15 protein-coding genes are annotated in these 20,765 nt (G+C 40.9%); 8 read left to right on the top strand and 7 right to left on the bottom strand.

The genetic code is table 11. The features are described from left to right. The first annotated feature begins 1 nt into the window (after position 1). The 8 genes from AACZ87_RS18200 (at position 2) to AACZ87_RS18165 (ending at position 9,329) form a co-directional block, all read left to right on the top strand. Positions 2-460: a DUF305 domain-containing protein gene (locus AACZ87_RS18200; RefSeq protein ID WP_192085328.1), complete on the top strand. Its 459-nt coding sequence runs from the start codon at positions 2-4 to the stop codon at positions 458-460. Positions 461-514: 54 nt separating this feature from the next. Then, positions 515-2,887 (top strand): multicopper oxidase domain-containing protein, encoded by a 2,373-nt coding sequence (locus tag AACZ87_RS18195; protein WP_225587144.1) that lies wholly within the window; start codon positions 515-517, stop codon positions 2,885-2,887. A 33-nt stretch (positions 2,888-2,920) separates the two neighbouring features. Further along, positions 2,921-4,951: a copper-translocating P-type ATPase gene (locus AACZ87_RS18190; protein WP_192085330.1), complete on the top strand. Its 2,031-nt coding sequence runs from the start codon at positions 2,921-2,923 to the stop codon at positions 4,949-4,951. Positions 4,952-5,095: 144 nt separating this feature from the next. Beyond that, positions 5,096-5,698 (top strand): DUF3347 domain-containing protein, encoded by a 603-nt coding sequence (locus AACZ87_RS18185; RefSeq protein WP_192085331.1) that lies wholly within the window; start codon positions 5,096-5,098, stop codon positions 5,696-5,698. Next, positions 5,695-6,141: a heme-binding domain-containing protein gene (locus AACZ87_RS18180; protein WP_192085332.1), complete on the top strand. Its 447-nt coding sequence runs from the start codon at positions 5,695-5,697 to the stop codon at positions 6,139-6,141. Before AACZ87_RS18185 ends, AACZ87_RS18180 begins: the two co-directional genes overlap by 4 nt. An 88-nt stretch (positions 6,142-6,229) precedes the next feature. After that, complete coding sequence (locus AACZ87_RS18175) at positions 6,230-8,017, top strand: efflux RND transporter periplasmic adaptor subunit (RefSeq protein WP_192085333.1); 1,788 nt, start codon at positions 6,230-6,232, stop codon at positions 8,015-8,017. A 17-nt stretch (positions 8,018-8,034) separates the two neighbouring features. Beyond that, complete coding sequence (locus AACZ87_RS18170) at positions 8,035-8,634, top strand: DUF2911 domain-containing protein (protein ID WP_339869261.1); 600 nt, start codon at positions 8,035-8,037, stop codon at positions 8,632-8,634. Continuing rightward, positions 8,634-9,329: a PepSY domain-containing protein gene (locus AACZ87_RS18165; protein WP_192085334.1), complete on the top strand. Its 696-nt coding sequence runs from the start codon at positions 8,634-8,636 to the stop codon at positions 9,327-9,329. The genes AACZ87_RS18170 and AACZ87_RS18165 overlap by 1 nt, the downstream gene beginning before the upstream one ends. A gap of 43 nt (positions 9,330-9,372) precedes the next feature. Here the strand turns inward: AACZ87_RS18165 and AACZ87_RS18160 are convergent, their stop codons facing one another. From AACZ87_RS18160 to AACZ87_RS18130, 7 genes are all read right to left on the bottom strand, one after another. Then, the gene (locus AACZ87_RS18160; RefSeq protein ID WP_111612294.1) at positions 9,373-10,167 is read right to left on the bottom strand and encodes a cation transporter; all 795 of its coding nucleotides are present in this window, start codon (positions 10,165-10,167) and stop codon (positions 9,373-9,375) included. A gap of 41 nt (positions 10,168-10,208) precedes the next feature. Then, a complete protein-coding gene (locus AACZ87_RS18155; protein WP_192085335.1) occupies positions 10,209-12,173 on the bottom strand; it encodes a heavy metal translocating P-type ATPase in 1,965 nt (654 codons plus the stop codon). A 47-nt stretch (positions 12,174-12,220) separates the two neighbouring features. Further along, positions 12,221-13,411 (bottom strand): efflux RND transporter periplasmic adaptor subunit, encoded by a 1,191-nt coding sequence (locus AACZ87_RS18150; protein WP_111612296.1) that lies wholly within the window; start codon positions 13,409-13,411, stop codon positions 12,221-12,223. A 110-nt stretch (positions 13,412-13,521) separates the two neighbouring features. Continuing rightward, positions 13,522-17,892: a CusA/CzcA family heavy metal efflux RND transporter gene (locus tag AACZ87_RS18145; protein WP_192085336.1), complete on the bottom strand. Its 4,371-nt coding sequence runs from the start codon at positions 17,890-17,892 to the stop codon at positions 13,522-13,524. 132 nt (positions 17,893-18,024) lie between these two features. Next, entirely contained in the window at positions 18,025-18,417 is a 393-nt protein-coding gene (locus tag AACZ87_RS18140; protein ID WP_192085337.1) for a hypothetical protein, read from the bottom strand. Positions 18,418-18,646: 229 nt separating this feature from the next. Continuing rightward, positions 18,647-19,159 carry a sigma-70 family RNA polymerase sigma factor gene (locus tag AACZ87_RS18135; RefSeq protein WP_111612299.1) on the bottom strand — a complete coding sequence of 171 codons (513 nt, stop codon included), beginning with the start codon at positions 19,157-19,159 and terminating at the stop codon, positions 18,647-18,649. A 575-nt stretch (positions 19,160-19,734) separates the two neighbouring features. Continuing rightward, positions 19,735-20,765: type IV secretory system conjugative DNA transfer family protein (locus tag AACZ87_RS18130; RefSeq protein ID WP_339869255.1), on the bottom strand; the 1,031-nt coding region annotated here is incomplete at its 5' end.

Below are 20,765 nucleotides of genomic sequence, written 5' to 3'. Positions count from 1 at the left end.
TATGAAAAGTAAGAACTATTTAAAATTCGCAGCAATGATGGCAGTTTCCTTTGTCATTATGTATGGAGTAATGTTTCTAAATGCAGATTTATTCGAGCATGTCATGCTAAGCACTACCAGGACCTATATGACCATCTTGATGGTTGCCCCTATGGCCATTTCCATGCTTCTATTTATGTGGGGAATGTATGAGAATAAAAAGACCAATTACATTATTCTAGCCTCTTCCCTAATCGTTTTCATAGGTACGCTGACTATGCTGAGAAATCAAACCTTAATTGCAGATGTGCAATGGATGAAAGCCATGATTCCACATCACTCTTCAGCCATCATGGTAAGCCAAAAAGCTCATCTCCAAGATCCAGAAGCACAGAAATTGGCGCAGGATATCATAGAAGCACAGCAGCGGGAGATCGCTCAGATGCAGGCAATGATTGAGCGACTGGAGGCGACAAAATAAGCGATGAGACTTATGCTAAAATATCTCATTGGTTCCATTCTGTTTCTTCTTTGCATGGGCGAGAACAGCAGTTTGGCAAAAGCAGATCAGACACCAGCTGACACTGCCACTTATACTTTATCTATAAAAAAAGATATGGTAACCAAAGCTGGAAAACCTGTGCCCGCTATGACTGTTAATGGTGGAATTCCAGGCCCTACACTGACTTTTCATGAAGGTGGATATGCTGTCATCTATGTCAAAAATGAAATGGATGTGGAAACTTCCGTGCACTGGCATGGAATATTATTGCCAAATTTCTTTGATGGAGTCCCCTATCTGACCACACCTCCGATACTGCCTGGAGAAACCCAAAAATATGAGTTCCCTCTGAAGCAGGCTGGAACCTATTGGTACCATTCGCATACAATGCTTCAGGAGCAAAGTGGTGTTTACGGCTCTATAGTTATTGAGCCGAAGGAAAAAACACTGGAATATGATACAGATTTGGTCATTCTCCTGTCTGATTGGACTAATCAGAAAGCCATGAATGTAATGCGAAACCTAAAGCGAGGAAATGAATGGTATAACATCAAAAAAGGCACTGCAACACCTCTAAATCAAGTGATAGCAAGAGGAGGCTTCGGTGCTCAGATGAATTTTTGGAAACAACGAATGGAAGGTGCTGACATTGCAGACATTTACTACAATGCTTTCCTTACAAATGGCCAGTCTACCTCAGAGTACCCCGATTTGAAACCTGGGGAGAAAGTGCGTGTACGGTTTATCAACGGATCTGCATCATCACAGTTTTGGTTGACTTTCGGAGGAGCGGATCCCCTGCTTGTGTCTGCTGACGGTCTGGACGTGGAGCCAATAGTCCACAATAAGACTTTTATCGCCATCGCCGAGACCTACGACTTCATTGTCACTATTCCAGATTCTGGAAAGATAGAAATCAGAGCAACTGCACAAGACGGCTCAGGGCAAACGTCTGCTTTCTTAGGAAATGGAAATATCCTCAGTGCTCCAGATGTCCCCCGCCCCGACAAAATAGGAATGATGATGAAAATGGCAAAGATGGACATGAAAATGGGAGCCCCAGCCATGAAGTTTAAACCTTCCGAAGAGAATCCAATAGAAATGATGGATAAGTGGGGAATGCAAATGGATGATAAGTTGAACATGGACGACATGAATCCTAATGAAATGAATAAGGATCACTCGAAGATGGAGAAGACTGAAATGACAATGGATCATTCCAAGATGAATATGGAGGAGAAAAGCTCAAGTGATTCTTCTAAAAAAGTTACTATGCAAGGCATGGATCATTCCAAAATGGACCACAATCAACCAATGGCTAAACCTATGGAAACGGATGGTAAAATGGACATGGGTGCGTCTATGGACAAAATGCCTGGTATGGATATGTTCGCCGAATACAATTACGACTACCTAAAATCACCCGAAAAAACCAGCTTCCCAGCCAATGAAGCTGTAAATGAAGTTCTGCTGAATCTTACAGGAAATATGTGGCGCTACATCTGGAGCATGAATGGAGTACCACTAGCTGAAGCTGATAAGATAAAAATCGAAGGCGGAAAAGTGACCCGAATTACCTTGAACAACCTCACGATGATGCATCACCCGATGCACCTTCATGGCCATTTCTTCAGAGTAATCAACGATAAAGGCGAATATTCACCTCTCAAGCATACGGTGAATGTGCCTCCAATGCAAAAGATCACTATTGAATTTGAAGGTAGCGAAGAGGGAGATTGGTTTTTCCACTGTCATGTGCTTTATCATATGATGGGTGGAATGGCCAGGATATTCTCTTACGAAAACCCACGAGATCCAAGATTAAAAGGCTTTCCGCTAAAAAAACTTATTAAAGAAAGTGATGAATATTTTAACTGGGGAACTGCGAATGTAGCCTCTCAAATGGTAGGTCTAAACCTAATGTCTTCAAATATTCGCAATCAGTTCAACCTGAATATGGAATATGGATATAACCAGAATTTTGAAGCAGAGGTAAGCTACGAACGATATCTCTATGATTATTTCAGAGTATTCGCTGGAGTGAACCTGGAAAATGAGGTGGCCGAAAGTCTTGATGAGATCAATGCTACGGCAGTGGTCGGGATTCGATTCCTCACACCTTACTTATTCAATCTCGATGTAAGGCTTGATAGCAAACTCAGACCAGAATTCAGAATCAACAGAGAAATCATGATTTTCCCACGAACTACCATTTTCGCTAATTATGAATATCAAATGGATTTTGGATGGACAAATACCCTTCCCGAATCAGGCGAAAACTCCAACTACAAAGGGGAGACTACCTGGTCAGCGGGTGCTAGTTATATTTTCTCCAGAAACTTCTCTGTCATGGGAAGTTACGACAATCGTTTTGGCGCCGGTGGTGGATTGACAGTTAGATTTTAAAATCTTTTAGACAGCTATTTAAACAAAGATAAAATGGAACATTCAGACCATAAACGTAAGGAACATGAATCCCATCAAAAGGGAAAGCATGGAATGAAAGGTCATGACCATAGCATGCATCATATGCATATGATCCAAGATTTCAAAAAGCGATTCTGGATTTCTCTGGTGATCACCTTGCCAATAGTAGTCTTGGCACCAATGATCCAAGGGCTTTTGGGCTATGAATTCAGATTTGAAGGAGACCGATACTTGCAATTCGCCCTTTCCTCGGTGGTCTTCTTTTATGGAGGCTGGCCATTCTTAAAGGGCATGGTAGAGGAACTGAAAAAGAAAAAACCAGGCATGATGACATTGATTGCACTGGCGATTTCAGTAGCCTATTTCTATAGCTCAGCTGTAGTCTTTGGCCTTTCTGGAAAAATATTCTTTTGGGAATTGGTTAGTTTGATTGATATCATGCTGCTAGGACATTGGATAGAAATGAAATCAGTGATGGGAGCTTCTAATGCTCTTCAGGAACTGGCTAAAATGATGCCTTCAGAAGCTAGGAGAATAAAGGAAAATGGTGAATCCGAAGATGTTCCTATTGCAGAGCTAAAATCTGGAGACACAATTTTAGTGAGACCAGGTGAAAAAATTCCAGCTGATGGTGAAATCCTGGAAGGGAGCAGTCATGTAAATGAATCCATGCTTACAGGTGAGTCCAAACCAGTGGCAAAACAGAAAGACGATGAAGTGATCGGTGGATCAGTGAATGATAATGGTGCCCTAAAAATCAAAGTGAAGCACACTGGAGAAGAGTCGTACTTGTCCAAAGTAATAGGATTAGTTACAGAGGCACAAAAAACGAAGTCCAATACTCAAAATTTGGCTGACAAAGCTGCAGGCTGGTTGTTCTACATCGCTTTGGCAGCAGGAATTATCACCTTGGTAGTATGGCTAAGCCTTGGCAAAGAATTCAATTACGCCCTGGAGAGAATGGTCACGGTCATGATAATATCCTGTCCCCATGCATTAGGTCTGGCAGTGCCATTGGTTGTTGCTATTTCCACTTCCGTTTCTGCTAAGCACGGCTTGTTGATTCGCAACAGGACTGCATTCGAAAATTCAAGGAACCTGACCACCATCATTTTTGACAAGACAGGAACCTTGACCAAAGGTGAATTCGGAGTGACTCGATTCAAAAGTGTAGCAGAGGGAATGGATGATAAAGAGTTACTCGCCATTGCAGCAGCACTTGAAAATAGTTCTGAACATCCAATTGCAGCTGGAATTGTAAGAAAATCAAAGGAGCTAGAATTAAAACTAGGCAAGCCAGAAAACTTCCAAAACATCACTGGAATGGGCATAAAAGCCAATCTTGACGGGAAAGAGATTAGTATTTTAAGCCCGGGCGGGTTAAAACAAAAAGAAATAGAACAACCTGAAGGTGCTTTCAAAACAGAAGATGAAACAGTAGTCTTTGTACTTTCGGATGAAAAGCTTATTGGTTACATCGCATTAGCGGATGAAATCCGTGATGAGTCTCAAGAAGCTATCAATACACTTAAAAAGCACGGAATTAAGATCTTAATGGCTACCGGCGACAATGAAATAGTTGCCAAAGCAGTAAGTGAGACACTCGGGCTGGACGGCTATTATTCAGAAGTATTGCCGGAAGACAAGCAAAAGATCATCAAAGACCTACAAGCTAAAGGTGAATTCGTGGCTATGACCGGAGATGGTGTCAACGATGCCCCAGCTTTAGCTCAGGCAGATGTAGGAATCGCTGTTGGATCAGGTACTGACGTTGCTGCTGAAACTGCCGATATCATTTTGGTCAATAGCAACCCAATAGACATCGCCAACCTGATCCTATTCGGAACTGCTACTTACAAAAAAATGATGCAGAATATCTGGTGGGCAGCAGGATATAATATCGTAGCCGTTCCCTTGGCTGCAGGAGTATTGGCTGGCGCCGGAATTATTCTAAGCCCAGCAATTGGTGCAGCTCTGATGAGTTTAAGTACAGTCATCGTGGCCTTCAACGCACAATTATTAAAACGGCAGATCAAATCTTAACTGACATTATCTAAAAAAGAAATACATAAACCACCCATTGGCACATAAGATTTCTGGCTGCTAGGCGCTTAGATAAGAAACTTAAAGCATAGGTAAACATCAATAAATAAAACTAAGTATCCGTAAAATTCAAAATGAAGTAAAATGAAAACTCAAAAAACAATTCTATCGCTGGCATTAATTGCTGGACTTTCTTTTTCACTAATTGCATGTGGAGAAAAGAAACAAGAGGATCATACCATGGGATCAGAAGACCATAATGCAATGTCTGAATCTATGGACAACATGGATAAAGGAATGGACATGAGTGGACCGGCCACTAAGACTGATCTAATAGATGAGTACTTGGAAATCAAAACAGCTCTTGGAAACAACAGTAAGGAAGAAGCTGCAAAAGCAGCAACTAAACTGGCTGAGAATGCAAAAACCATTTCATTCGATCAGTTAACCGATGAAAAGAAATCCGAAGTAAGTAGCATATTGGAAGTTATCCAAGAACACAGCGAGCACATCGCCAAAAGTGAAATGGATCATCAGATTGAGCATTTTGAGGCAATGGGAAAAGACTTCACAGATCTATTGGCAATTGTAGGCTCGGACAGAAAGCTATATCAGCAGCAGTGTCCAATGTATAACAAGAATGAAGGTGGCATATGGCTGAGTGATTCAGAAGAAATAAAGAATCCCCTGTTTGCTGGTAAAATGAAAACCTGTGGAGCTGTAAAGCAAGTGATAGAAATCGGATGAAAAAAGTAGTCGGGGTTTTTACAACCTTACTCCTTATTGTCTTGGTGGGAATTCAATTCATTCCCACCAATCAAAATCCTTACCTGCCTAAAGATTCCAATGATTTCATAATTCTTAATAATCCACCTGTGAATATTGGAAAGATGCTTAAAACTTCATGCTACAACTGCCATAGTGATCAGATCAACTACCCATGGTATAGCAAACTTCAGCCTGCTGCTTGGTTACTTGAAAAACATATCCGGGAGGGTAAGGAAGAATTAAATCTTTCTCAATATGGATCACTATCCGAGAGAATGGAAAAAATGAAATTAGAGAGTATGATTAAACAAATTGAGCAAAAAAAAATGCCTATTTCCTCATACACTCTCATACATCGGGATGCAATATTATCTGACTCAGACCGAAAGGAACTCGTTGCTTACCTGCAAAACTTACAGTGAATGGAATTTAACAAATTCATGATTTTAGTTTAAAAATTGAATTTGACATAGTAAACATTAGGATTAAAAATTCTAAGTAATACACAAAATGAAAAATATATTCAATAACAAATTTGTCCTGATTGCTGTCACTTTGCTGATCGGACTGACCATAGGTTGGCTACTTAAGCCTGCTCCTTCTCCAAAACTAGAAGCCGATGAACATGAGCATGTCGAGTCGATCGCTGGAATCCCTATTACCTACACTTGCTCCATGCACCCTCAAATCCGACAGAATGAGCCAGGTGATTGTCCAATCTGCGGAATGGACCTAATCCCATTGGAGAATGATAATGCTGATGCTGATCCTATGGCTGTAACCATGTCTCCTACTGCAATGCAACTTGCAGGGGTACAATCAATCCTAGTTGGTAATGCTGATGCTGGAAAGTCAATTCGTCTGAACGGAAAAATTCAAGCTGATGAACGTCAGAATTATACACAATCAGCGCATATACCGGGAAGGATTGAAGAATTGTCCGTAAACTTCACGGGTGAATATGTAAAAAAAGGCCAGGTATTAGGCCAAATTTATTCACCGGAATTGGCTACCGCCCAAGAAGAACTTTTTCAGGCACAGAAGATCAAGGATTCCCAACCTGCGCTTTTCAATGCAGCCAAAGAAAAACTTAAAAATTGGAAACTGACTGATTCCCAGATAGCACAAATTCTTGCTACAGGAAAAGTAACCGAGCAACTACCAATTTTAGCGAATGTATCAGGATATGTCACTGATAAAATGGTGAATCTGGGCGACTATGTGAGCAAAGGGGAACCTATATATCAAATTGCTGATCTCAGCAAAGTCTGGGTATTATTTGACGTCTATGAATCAGAATTGCAATGGGTGAAAAAAGGTGATCAAATCGAATTTACTGTTCAGTCCCTTCCTGGTGAGACTTTCACCGGAAAACTCAGCTACATCGACCCGATGATCAACCCTCAGACAAGAGTAGCAAAAGCAAGGCTGGAAGTGAGTAATTCTAACCTGAAATTCAAGCCTGAAATGTTTGTATCCGGGAAAGTGGAAAGTAACGGTAAGTCTATAGATAACAGCATCATAGTTCCAAAAACGGCTGTGATGTGGACAGGAACGAGATCTGTGGTTTATGTGAAGAATGTTTCAGATCAAGCAGTAAGTTTTAAGCTTCGGGAAGTAACTCTTGGCGCATCTTTGGGCTCAGAATATGTCATTACTTCAGGTTTAGAATCAGGAGAAGAAATCGCAGTAAATGGCACATTCAGCATTGATGCTGCCGCTCAACTAGCGGGGAAACCGAGTATGATGTCTCCTGATGGAGGAGCTGCAATGACTGGACACAATCATGGTGGAATGCCTGGAATGAAAATGGAAACTACTAATCACTCATCGCCAAGAGCGGTAGTGTTAACGCCCCAAGCTAAAGATGAGCTGAAGCTGATTTTTGACAGCTATTTCGAATTAAAAAATGCTTTGACCAAAGATGATCTGTCCATTGCCAAAGCTAGCGCTGCTACAATGCTTGCTTCAGTGGAAAAAGTAAATATGTCCGAGTTCAAAGGAGATGCCCATGTGGAATGGATGAAATACGAAAAAAACATTAAAGTCGATTTGGTTAGAATTAAGAGTGCCAAATCTCTGGAAGAGATCCGAAATTCATTTCTTTCTATCTCAGACGAAATGGTTGATTTGGCCGAAAATTTCACGCCTTTGGCTTCCAAAATTTATGTGCAGCATTGTCCAATGGCAGATTCCAACAAAGGTGCTGATTGGCTGAGTCTGGAGGAAAAAGTTATGAACCCATACTTTGGAAAAGCTATGCTCTCCTGTGGAGAAGTCACCAAAACAATTCAATAATAAAACCGCCCAACTACATGAAAATCAAACTAATATTACTAGCCTTATTTGCGACTGCAGCCTGCAATCCAAAAAATAAAGAAAACCATGAAATGGATCACATGGAACATCAAATGGAATCAGAATCTCATGAAATTCATGAGGCGAAGCCCGCGGAAGTACCCAAAAGCCCCCGAACTTCAGCTATGGCCATGACAGGTGGTAATCATATTTATATTGATTACAGTGCTCCAAGTGTAAGAGGGAGACAGATTTTTGGCGGGCTTGTGGCTTATAATGAAGTCTGGGTGACAGGTGCCCACAAAGCTACCAATATCAAATTTGACAAAGATGTGATCATAAACGGCGAAACGATAAAGGCTGGCCAATATGGGTTTTTTACCATCCCAGGAAAAGAGGAATGGACAATAATACTGAATCAGGATTGGGACATGCATTTGGCAGATGACTATAATGCTTCCAATGATCTGATCAGGATCAATGTAAAACCGGAAAAATTAAATGAAACTGTGGAAGCGCTGACTTTCGAAGTCAAAGAAAAAGATGCCAAAACAACTACAGTCGCAATTTCATGGGACAAGACTAAGGTCTCGTTTGAAGCAGTGAACGCTGAATAATGAGAAAAAACAATCAATATTATGCACGGAGAATCCATAGATTTCTAGGTGTATTTATAGGAATCCAATTTATCTTTTGGACTATTTCCGGGCTATACTTCAGTTGGACAGATATCGATGAAATACATGGAGATCATTTTCGTAATGATCATATGATGCATGAAAATGCTAGCGAACTAATCGACATCAATCAGCTCGATTCCACCCTAAAGATCTCAACCCTAGAACTTAGATTTGTAAATCATGAACCCTACTATTGGGTGAATGAAAGCAAGCTATTTGATGCCAAATCAGGAAAGCTTCATTCAGAGATTTCTGAGGCTGAAGCACGAGAAATCGCTCAAATTTATATCAAAGAAAATCTCCAAATCAGGGAAGTTAATTACCTGACTGATGCTGGGGCTCATCACGAATACCGAGGTACATCGCTTCCTGCATGGGCAATACATTTCGATACCTCTGAAAATCTGGTAGCATATGTAGATGCTAAGAGTGGCCAGTTTACCAAAGTCAGGCACCGAGCTTGGCGTTGGTTTGACTTTCTTTGGATGTTCCACACTATGGACTATGCGGGGAGAGACAACTTCAACAACCTCCTCTTAAGGATATTTTCTCTTGCTGGGTTAGCGGCTGTAGGGTCAGGTTTCACTTTATTCATCATGACTCTTAAGAAAAAAAGGCAATCTAAAAAATAGAATTCTCCATGTTGAGTAAAGTTTATTAAAATTATATAACTCCCTATTTGCTCAATTTCAAAATTCTGAATGCACCCTGGACCACCAAAACAAAAACTACTCCTCCAATGATCAAATCTGGAAGACTGGAATTCAACCAGTTGACCAAAAGAGCAGCTACTATAACGCCTAAGTTTATGATTACATCATTGGAGGTGAAAATCATACTTGCCTTCATGTGAGCATCTTCTTTACTTTTTGACCTTTGTAAAAGGTAAAGACAAAGAGCATTAGCGAGTAGTGCAAAAATTGAAACTATAAGCATCGTTGAAAAGTTGGGGACTTCTTCCATCCCGAAAAACCTACTTAACACTTCTGAAAAACCTATTAGAGCAAGTACAATTTGAAAATACCCCGCAAGTTTTGAAATTCGTTTTTTCTTCCGAATAGTCCCTCCCACCGCAAATATACTAATGCCATACACTAAGCTATCTGCAAGCATATCTAAACTGTCCGCAACCAACCCCATGGATTTGGAAAATATTCCTGTAGCCATTTCGATAAGAAAAAAAACGAAGTTGATTGCAAGTACATACCAGAGGAGCCTTTTCTGGTTGGAATCCTCAAGGAAATCAGTCTGGTTAGTAAGTTCTGTGGATAGTTTCCTACTTCCCAAATTCAATTCATAAATTGACTTTTCAATCTGTTCTATTTCCCCCATATGAAAGACAATCAATCTTCTGTTGGGTATATCAAACTCCAGGTTTTTAACAGAAGTAATTCCATCCAACTTTATCCGAATCAGATTTTCCTCGGAAGGACAATCCATCTGTTTTATTTCAAATAGTGACTTCTCCATTTAGTAAAATAATTAAACTGCTGCTCATTCATTCAATATTATCAATTCCTTTCGTAGCCAAGCAGTCTCAATGCATTTACTACAACTACAATGGTAGAACCTTCATGAATCAATACAGCAACTCCAATAGATGCGAATCCAAAAATTGTAGCAGGTATTAAAAGTCCCACTACACCTAAACTGATCCACAGATTTTGTTTGATAATCCCTTTAGCCTTTCTACTCAGTCCAATTGCAAAAGGTAATATTTCCAACTTATCAGCCATTAAAGCTATATCGGCAGTCTCCAGAGCTACATCAGACCCTGCTGCCCCCATTGCAATACCAACAGTACTAGCTGCCATAGCCGGAGCATCATTCACCCCATCACCTACCATAGCTATCTTGGATTCTGACTGCTTTAATTGCTTGATAGCCTCAACCTTTTCTTCAGGCAACAGACTTCCTTTTGCCCCCGTCAGTCCAACCTCTTGGGCTATTGCATCTGCTACTTTCTGATTGTCCCCGCTGAGCATAATCATCTTTTTAATCCCAATTTCCTTGAGCGCCGCAAGGGTGGACTTTGCCGCAGCTCTTGGAGTATCCATTAACCCGATGATACCAATATAAGTATCGTTTTTCCTCACCAGTATGGTTGTGTTCCCATTGGATTCCAAAGATTCTATTTTCTCGATAATTTCTTGTGAGGGTTTGTTATCATCCAGCGCTTCGTACAAATCCAGATTGCCAATATAAATTTTATCTGCTCCCACATTTGCCTTTATGCCCTTGCCAAGAACGGCTTCCAATGAATCCGCCTCTGGGATTTTCTTTCCTTCCATCCTTTCTTTACCGTCTCTCACCACGGCTTTCGCCAAGGGGTGATCACTTAGCCCTTCCACCGCAACTGCGGTTCCCAGCAACTCGTCTTCTGAAATACTATTCCATGCGATTACCACTGTGATTTTTGGTTTTCCCTCTGTCAAAGTTCCCGTTTTATCAAATGCAATTGCGGTTAGAACTCCCAAATCTTCCAGTGGTCTTCCTCCCTTAATCAAAACTCCTTTTTTTGCTGCCCGGGCAACGCCACTCAATACCGCACTAGGTGTTGCAATTGCTAGCGCACACGGACTTGCTGCCACCAAAACTGCCATTGCGCGATAAAAACTATCACTAAAAGGCTCATCCAACACCAAAAAGGCAAAGCACAGTAGTACTACCAATACCAGAACCGATGGGACAAAATACTTCTCAAATTTATCGGTCAGCAGCTGAGTGGGTGATTTCTGCGCTTTGGCTTCATTGACTAAGGTAATTAACCTGGAAACAGTAGAGTCTTCTGCAATTTTCAACACCTTAATTTCCAAGGTGCCGTTTCCGTTGATCGTTCCTGAATATGCCCTGTTTTCCTGAGGCACATTATCTAGGGAAATATGCTGTTCATCCTGTTCTTTTATAGCTTCCTTGTCCACAGGTATACTTTCACCAGTAATAGGAGATTGGTCCACAGCACTACTTCCCTTTACAATAACCCCATCTGCCGCAATTCTGGAATTAGGCTTAACAATGATGATATCATCGACCTCCAACTCTTCAATTCCCACTTCCACCGAACTGCCTTCAGTTTTCTTTAAGGCGGTTTTTGGTGCAAGAGCTGCAAGTGATTCAATGGACTTATGCGCTTTTCCCATAGCGTAATGTTCCAATGAATGCCCAAGACTAAATAGAAACAGCAACAATGCACCTTCTGCCCATTCTCCCAGGATCGCAGCACCTATGGCTGCGACCAACATGAGAAAATCAATTTCAAAACCTCCCTTTAATATGGTTTCTATCGCCTCTTTCGCGGTATAGAAGCCCCCAAAAAAATAGGCTCCTATATACATGGCAAGACTTACCCATTGAGGCACATCTTCTAAAAAACTCAGGCCAAACCCAATTCCCAAAAGAGCTCCACAGCAAATGGAGAAAATCAATTCACTATTCTTTCCGAATATCCCAGAGTGTTCCACTTTTTCCTGTTCCATAGGTTTTCTATTTAAGTTTCATGTTAGTAGTGTTTTTCACAAAATGATTAATGGTGCCCGCCTTCTTCTTCACTATTCTTTGCCTTTGAAAGTAAGGTAAATGCTCCCTTTGTCACCAGTTTAATATCCTGATAGACAAGACTGGAATCCAAAAGGGTCACCTGCGTAAATCCGTCCTCCTTATTACCCATTTCTACTTCTATCATTTCATAGTCATATGCGGGCTCTCCATTCTCGTCCCGTTGCCCCAAGTAAGAAAAAATGAAATGCTTCTCCCCAAATCTTACCACCGCATCATCTGGTGCTACCAAGACTTCTTCGCTTGCAGTTTCTATTTTTGCTGTCACATACATCCCTGGGAGCAAATCGGTGTTTTTACTGTCAAAATGCCCATGAACAGTCACCGACCTATCTTTTCGAACTCCCTTACCAACCAAAAACACATGGGCTTCTCTCCATTCATCATTCGTATTGGCGAGATTGAATTTGATGCGCTGATCTTTCTTGATTTTGGGGATGTCATTTTCATAGACAGAAAGCTCCACATGGAGATCATCTGAATTCGTTAAATCCATGATTACATCCTGTGGGTTTACATATTTGCCAATATTGGTATATACATCCAGCACAGCTCCAGCCACAGGAGAGTAAATATTCACGACAGATTTGATTTCCCCGGACTCCACTTTCTCCGGATCAAAGCCAATCATGGTCAACTTGGCTTTGGAGGTTCTGATTCTAGCTTCATTGGCCAGAAAATTACTTTTGGATTCTTCAAATGTCTTTCCGGATGCCACTTGCTCACTGTACAATTTCTCCTGGCGTTCATATTCAGACTTCAGATAAGAACTGTTTGCCAGGCTTTCCAAATAATCCTGTTGAAACTGAATGAATTCAGGATTTTCTATTGTCACGAGTAGTTGGCCTTTTTTCACTTCATCCCCAGGAAGGAGTGTAGTATTCTTCACAAATCCCCCATAAGGCATTGTGATGGAAATATTATTTTGAGGCGGAACGTCTATCACCCCGTTGACCATCAGTTCGCTGCCAATTTCCCTAAATTCCAGCTTGCCTAGCTCAATCCCGGTGACATCAAATTGTGCCTGACTCAGTTCGACCCTAGATTCATTTTCCTCATGATCCCCCTGAATTTCAATGCTGTCAACCTTAGACCCACAGGACGTGGCAATTCCAAGAACAAGTAATGTGAAGAGACTATTTATGATATATTTTTTCATCTGTTTATAGTTTGATTTGCTATGGTTATATGAATCTCGCATTCCTTAATCACCTTAGAATCTGACTTTTTATTCATGCTTGATTTCATATTATTTCCGTTTGATCGGTTTTAGTTGATACCCGATAAGAATTCGATTTGAATAAGTGTTTGATTGGATTTGTCCAGTAAATCCAGATAGTTGAAGTACACATTCAAGCTTCTATTGAGTCCTTGTGTGTATTCCACATAGCCAATTTCACCACTTTGGAAACCTCTCTGGGATTGTTTTAGGATAAGCTCTGCTTGAGGAAGAGCACTATCTTCATAAAAATCCAAACTGGTCTGGAATTTTTGGTACTCGAGAAGTAAAGAGGTGAATCGGTTTTCGAGCTCAATGGTGAATGCTGTTTCTTGTTCCTCTGCTTCAGCAATTCGAATTGATTTTGATTTAATAATCGCTGATTGTGATTTCAAACTGAAAATAGGAATGGCTAAACCCACCTGAAATCCATCAAAACGGTCTTTTGAGCTGTAAACTACGGGATCTCCAGACATCGTTTGACCTGGCCCATTGAAGGACTGATTAAAATACCCTAGTTTGATGTCCGGCATCAACCGAGATTTTTCGACTGACTTTTCCTTTTCTGTAATGGCAATTTGCTGCTGAACCCAGGCTAATGTAGGGTTGTCGGCGATACTATTCTGGTCCAGAGAAAGCTGAGGTGAATTTTCCTTCAATTCTCCCATTTCAGGCTCAATCGTAACTTCTGCATTGATAAGCATTGTCAACCGTTTGGTATTGATCTCCACATCGGCATTGTTCTGAGCTATCATAGCCTGGATCTCAGCCACCTGGGTCTCTGCGGTTGCCTTTTCCAAGAGATTGGTTTCACCAGACTCAAACCTCAAGGAAGCTGCAGATGCAAACCGGTCATAAATACTGTCTTGCCTGGCAAGTAATTTCCCTTTTTCCCTTGCAGTCCACAACGCATACCAAGTGGATTTCACGGATCTGATCAATTCATTTTTACTCATCTCCACTGCCAACTCACCAGAAACTATTTTAGATTCAGCCAATCCATTTTGTCGGCTATAGGTGGTCGGAAACTCAAAAGTCTGGGAAACCGAAAACCGGCTGTCGTTGGTGAAGGCACTGTTTGTTTGGCCATATTCCATGTCCACAGCTGTTTTCCCAATATTCCAGCTTGCCCCTTTTAATGCCCGCTGTTGTTCCAATCTAAGTCCTTCAGCTTTGACACTTGGATTGTTTTCCAAAGCCAGTTCTATTGCCTGATCCAGGGAAGTAACATGCATTGGAGTTTGTGCATAGGAAGATAAATTTCCTAAGGCCAAGAATCCAATCACCAGTAACCCTACGGTGCCTTTGGGTCTTCTCAAACCTCTTTCGAAATAATAGTATAATATAGGTAATACAACCAAAGTCAGGATGGTGGCCGTGATCAGTCCACCAATCACTACGGTAGCCAGTGGTTTTTGAACTTCCGCTCCACTTGAAGATGAAAGCGCCATTGGCAAAAAGCCCAAAGATGCTACGGAAGCAGTCATAATTACGGGTCTTAACCGGGTTCTAGTTCCCGAATAGATCCGTTCAAATATGTCCGTGACCCCTTCCTTTTTCAGATTGTTAAATTCAGCAATCAGAACTATACCATTAAGTACAGCTACGCCAAACAGTGCAATAAACCCAATTCCTGCAGATATACTAAAAGGCATTCCACGTAAGGTCAAAGCGAAAATCCCTCCGATGGCGGAAAGAGGGATAGCCGTAAAGATCAAAATACTCTGTTTGATAGAACCGAATGTGAAGAACAGCAAGACAAAAATCAATAACAAAGCCAACGGAACTGCAATCCCCAGTCTGGCTTTTGCTTCAACCAAATTTTCGAATTGGCCTCCGAATGTCACAAAATAACCCGTTTCAAATGTTACAGCATTTTCAATTTTGGACTCTATTTCATTAACTATGCTTTCTACATCCCGATTTCTCACATTGAATGCGACTACAATTCTCCGCTGGGTATCATCCCGCTGGATTTGATAGGGGCCTTCTTTTACTGAAACTTCAGCTACTTGGTATAGCGGGATCTGCTCTCCGTTAGCCCGGGCGATAAAAAGATTCTGAACATCCTCAATATCATTTCTTTTAGTCTGATCGAGTCTTATTACCAGATCAAACCGTTTTTCCCCCTCATAAACCTTCCCGGCTGAAGCACCTGCAAATGCTGCCTGTATAGACCGATTCACTTCTTTTATACTTAGTCCATATTTAGCCAGTTGAGCCCTTTTGTAATCAATGACTATCTGTGGCACTCCCGTCACTTCCTCTATATAAATATCTTCCGCTCCTTCTACACCTCGTGCTATCTGTCCTATCTGGTTGGCGTATTCAGATAGTTTTTCAAGGTCTTCTCCATAAATTTTGACAGCCACATCCTGACGCACCCCAGACATTAATTCATTGAAGCGCATTTGTATGGGTTGTTGAAATCCAAAGTTGACCCCTGGCAAAACTTCCAAAGCTTCAGACATCTTATTTGCCAAATCTTCCCTGTTGGTAGCTGAAGTCCACTCACTTTTATCCTTTAAGACAATCATCATATCCGCAGCTTCAACTGGCATGGGATCCGTTGGAATTTCACCTGCCCCGATTTTAGATACAACTTCAACTACCTCTGGAAATTGGTCCAAAAGAATCTTCTCTGCCTGGGTTGTAGCCTTCATGGTATTCTGAAGGGAAGAACCAGTGACCACCCGCGTTTCCACAGCAAAATCCCCCTCTTCCAGAGTAGGTATAAATTCTCCACCCATACGGGAAAAAACCCAACCTGAAACAATCAATAAAACCAAGGCTACACTAATGACTATTCCCCTATGATGCATAGCCCATCGAATGGAAGGGTCGTAGAAGCGATGGAAAAATCCCATGATTTTATCAGAAATATTAGGCTTGTCACTGATCTTCTTGCTTAGAAAAAGTGCAGAGATCATGGGCACGTAAGTAAGCGAGAGTATAAATGCACCAAGAATAGCAAAAGCCACGGTCTGTGCCATTGGTCTGAACATCTTACCCTCAGTTCCAACCAATGCTAAAATTGGTAGATATACGATAAGAATTATAATCTCACCAAACGCAGCTGAATTTCGGATTTTACTTGCAGAAAGAAACACCTCTTCGTCCATCTCCAGCTGTGTCAGCTTTGTTTTCCTTTTCACCAAACCTAAATGATGCATGGTTGCCTCAACTATAATGACGGCTCCATCTACAATTAATCCAAAATCAATTGCCCCTAAACTCATCAGGTTACCAGACACCCCGAATAGATTCATGAGTGAGAAAGCAAAAAGCAGGGCAAGTGGAATTACCGAAGCCACTATCAGCCCTGCTCTCAAATTGCCAAGCAAAAGCAGCAAAACAAAAATGACAATCAAGGCGCCCTCAATCAGATTTTTACTAACTGTGCCAATGGCATTGTCCACAAGTTTGGATCGATCCAAAAAAGGCTCTAAAGTCACCCCTTCGGGCAATGTTTCTTTAATTTCTTCGATTTTTGATTTGACGTTATCAATAACCTCTGCCGAATTTTCACCTTTCAGCATCATTACAATCGCACTGACTACTTCACCTTCACCATTCCTGGTGGTAGACCCATAGCGCACAGCATTACCAAGCTGTACTTTTGCGACATCTTTAATGAGAACTGGAATCCCATTTTCATTTACCCGTACGGGGATATTATTGATATCCTCAAAAGAACCTACCAAGCCTTCACTTCGAATAAATAAAGCAGTTAGATCCTTCTCAATATAGGCTCCACCGGTATTTTCATTATTATCTTCAAGCGCCTGGAAAATATCAGCAATTGATACATTCAAAGATTTGAGCCGATCAGGCTCTATGGCGATTTCATATTGTTTGAGATACCCTCCAAAGCTGCTCACATCAGCTACCCCTGGCGTACCAAGTAGCTGCCTTCTGACTATCCAATCCTGAATAGTTCTAAGTTCACGTGCATCATATTTGTCTTCATAGCCAGGTTCTACACCAACTACATATTGGTAAATTTCCCCTAACCCTGTGGTAATCGGAGCCATCCCCGGAGCTCCTATCCCCGGAGGTATTTGTTCTTTGACTTCGGACATGCGTTCATTTACCTGTTGTCTGGCCCAATAGACATCCACATTCTCCTTAAACACAATGGTAACAACTGACAACCCGAAACGCGAAAAGCTTCTGATTTCTTCAATGTCAGGAATAGTGGCCATCGTGATTTCGATGGGAAATGTGATTAAACGCTCTACTTCTTCAGCCGCCAATGACGGGGAAGTAGTGATTACTTGTACTTGATTATTGGTAATATCAGGAACTGCATCAATGGGAAGTTGGGTAAGTGAATACCCGCCCACAATGACTAATCCTATGGTAAGTAGCCCGATTATCAGTTTATTTTTAACTGAGAACCGGATTATATTATCCAGCATAAGGAATTAAGTTTTATGAATTAAAATGGAAGTGGGCAGATTTGCCCAAAGAAAAAAGCACTCACAGCAATCCTAAACAGGAATATCAAGTATTCTGATCAGGATAAATTGCTACGAAATGAAATGAGGGAATTAGCCCCGAGGAGGCTGAAAAAGTTCACCTAAAACCGGTGAGGTAAAAAGGAAATTATAATAGCTTTCTGCTTGTACCTTCTCAGTAAAAGACTGAGGTACTACAAATTCAGCAATGGAGGAGAAATAGATTGAAGGGTGGGAACAGGTATGATTTCCGTGAAATGGTAAATTCTCATGATTTTCTTCGTCATGACCTGTATTATCATTCCCGTGATCTATGTAATCTTCAACGACGAAGTCTAATACTGAATCACCATGCTCCTTCTGATGCTCTCCAAAATGTAAAAACAAGAAGGGAAGCTTTTGTATCTGACAGCATAAATCCAAATTCATCGACAACATCCCCAAAAGGAGTAGCGCAATAAATGATTTATTTCCAAGCCGTTTCATATTTGCAAAGCTACAAAATAAAGTAGTGCAAGGCTATTGCAGAAAATTCTATAGTAAAATCCAAGTATCCTTTTGGGATGTTTTAATAAGCAGATGAGCATGAATTTCTGATTTGTTGTAAACTGGCTCCAATAGTTAGAAAAAGGGTGTTTCTGGATTAAATCAACTGTCTATCTTTAGAGTTTTACTCCCACTTCTTCGAGGTAAAAAAAGCATAAGAATAGCCTATTCAGTTATCACATACTTCACAGTCAGATTTTCCGACAAGCTGATTTTTTTCATTGACCTGATATTTACAACAGATCCTGAATCTTTCCTTTAATATCTCCTTTGCCCTCCTAATCCTACCTTTGGTGGATGCCAAACTGATCCCTAGAAGATTTGCAGTTTCCTGTTGGGACTTTCCTTCCAAATAGACCAGCTGGACAGGAGTTTGGTAAAGTTTAGGGAGCTCATCAATAAACCGGTCCAGACAACAGGGAGTTTCCACATTAGTCTCGGAAATTGGTTCCTCTACAGGCTGGGAATCACGTGAATTGAAATAGTTGGCTATTTCATTTCTGGTAATCTGGAATAGCCAGCCCTTGAGTTTACTCCTGTCCTTTAGCTGATACTTTTTTTCATGGATTTTCAGGAAAGTAGTCTGTAGAATATCCTTTGTTGCCACCTCATCTTTCACCCTTTTTAGGATAAAGAAGAATAGGGTTGAATAATATTTCTGATAAATTTCTTCGGAATCCATAGATAGTAAATTAGAAATTAATCCTGAGATTGTTCCTTTTAATTACAGCAGGAGCAGGTTTCACAATTACATTTTTCACAGGGACAATTGCTCTTTGAGCAATCCACACAATTGCATTGATCACAGGAACAGGATGTACAGGTACAAGAATTCATATTTTAATTGTTTTGGTTCACTTAGTAGACCAGAAAGTGGGGAAAAGGATACATTTTTTATAAATAATTTTTGGAAACCTTTTTCTCTCAAGGGTTGCGTCCTTCAAATTCAGTGACGCATACATCATTCAGGAATGTGTTCGAATGAAGACTGCCAAAAAATGATATTTCAGAATTCGTATGGTTCGTACAGTCCGTACCCCTGGAAATGTACGAGAAATACGAGGCAGAAATTCGAATCAATTCCAATGTATTTAATGAGGTTAAATATCACTCGAATTAAAAAGCGAAGACCGACATAATGGAAATAATAATATGATTCCATTTACGCTCAAAAAATTCTTTACTTTAGTCTATTAAGCCATTGAATGTAAACATTACTATTGCCCTATTCCCACATCGAATAATTAAGAGTGATTTTTAATTACCCTTCCTAATCACCAAATGCTTCTTCCCTGGATCATTCAATAACTTTCCCATTTCAGCCTGAATAATATCCTGCACATCCTGCTTGATCTGCAAATAATTTCGCTGCACGATAGCATTGTCCCGCTTTCGGATTTCAGGAATGGGCTGGTAGTTATCCTGCTCCTTTTTCAATACCTTATGATCGTTAATAATTTCAGAATGAAATGCTTTTAGGCTCAGTTTACAATCTGGATTATCTGCTACCATCCCTACAAATTCCCCTGATGAAAGAGATGATATGGTAGAAGGTGGAACAGCAGACTCCAACTGTTTTGATCGACTGACAGAAGTATCTGCACTGTTTATGGAAAGGCTCTGCCTGTCTTGCATGATCTTCCCTATCCTATCTGATAATTGTTTGGCAGAATCCCCATTCACCTGCCCTGAAATGATATTTCCAACTATGCCCATAATCACATCGGCAAGTTCTCGTCCATAGTCTTTTCTAAGCTGGCTAAGATCCTGAACTCCCAATGTAGTAGCAACTTTATTACTCCTTGCCGTAGCAATCAGACTGTCCATTCCGTTCAAATAGATGGTCGGAAACTCATCGAAAATCAGACTGCTTTTTAGCTTTCCCTTTTGGTTTACCAGCTTCACTAGACGGTTTACATACAGTGAAAGTACTGCTCCATAAATCTGAATTTTCTGGGGATTGTTTCCCATGCAAACCAACTTTGGCTCCTCCGGATTATTGATATCCAGCGTAAAATCATTGCCTGAAAGCACGTAATATAACTGAGCTGAAGATAGTCTTGCCATGGATATTTTAGCCGATGCTATCTGTCCTTCCAGCTGCTCCATCACATCGTTGAGGTAGGCATTTACAAAAGGATTGATGAGCACATCAATGTCCTTTTCGGTTCGCAATACTGTGAACAACTCATCGTAATCAACCTGCATCAACTCGATGACATGCGGCAGCGTGCAGAATTCTCCACCGTTGTATTTTCTCAAAAACCAGATGATAGCAGTCAGGAAAT

This window comes from uncultured Algoriphagus sp. (assembly GCF_963974365.1).
Lineage (GTDB): Bacteria > Bacteroidota > Bacteroidia > Cytophagales > Cyclobacteriaceae > Algoriphagus.
The sequence above is the reverse complement of the archived record's forward strand: the minus strand, read 5'-3'. Positions and strand labels throughout refer to the sequence as shown.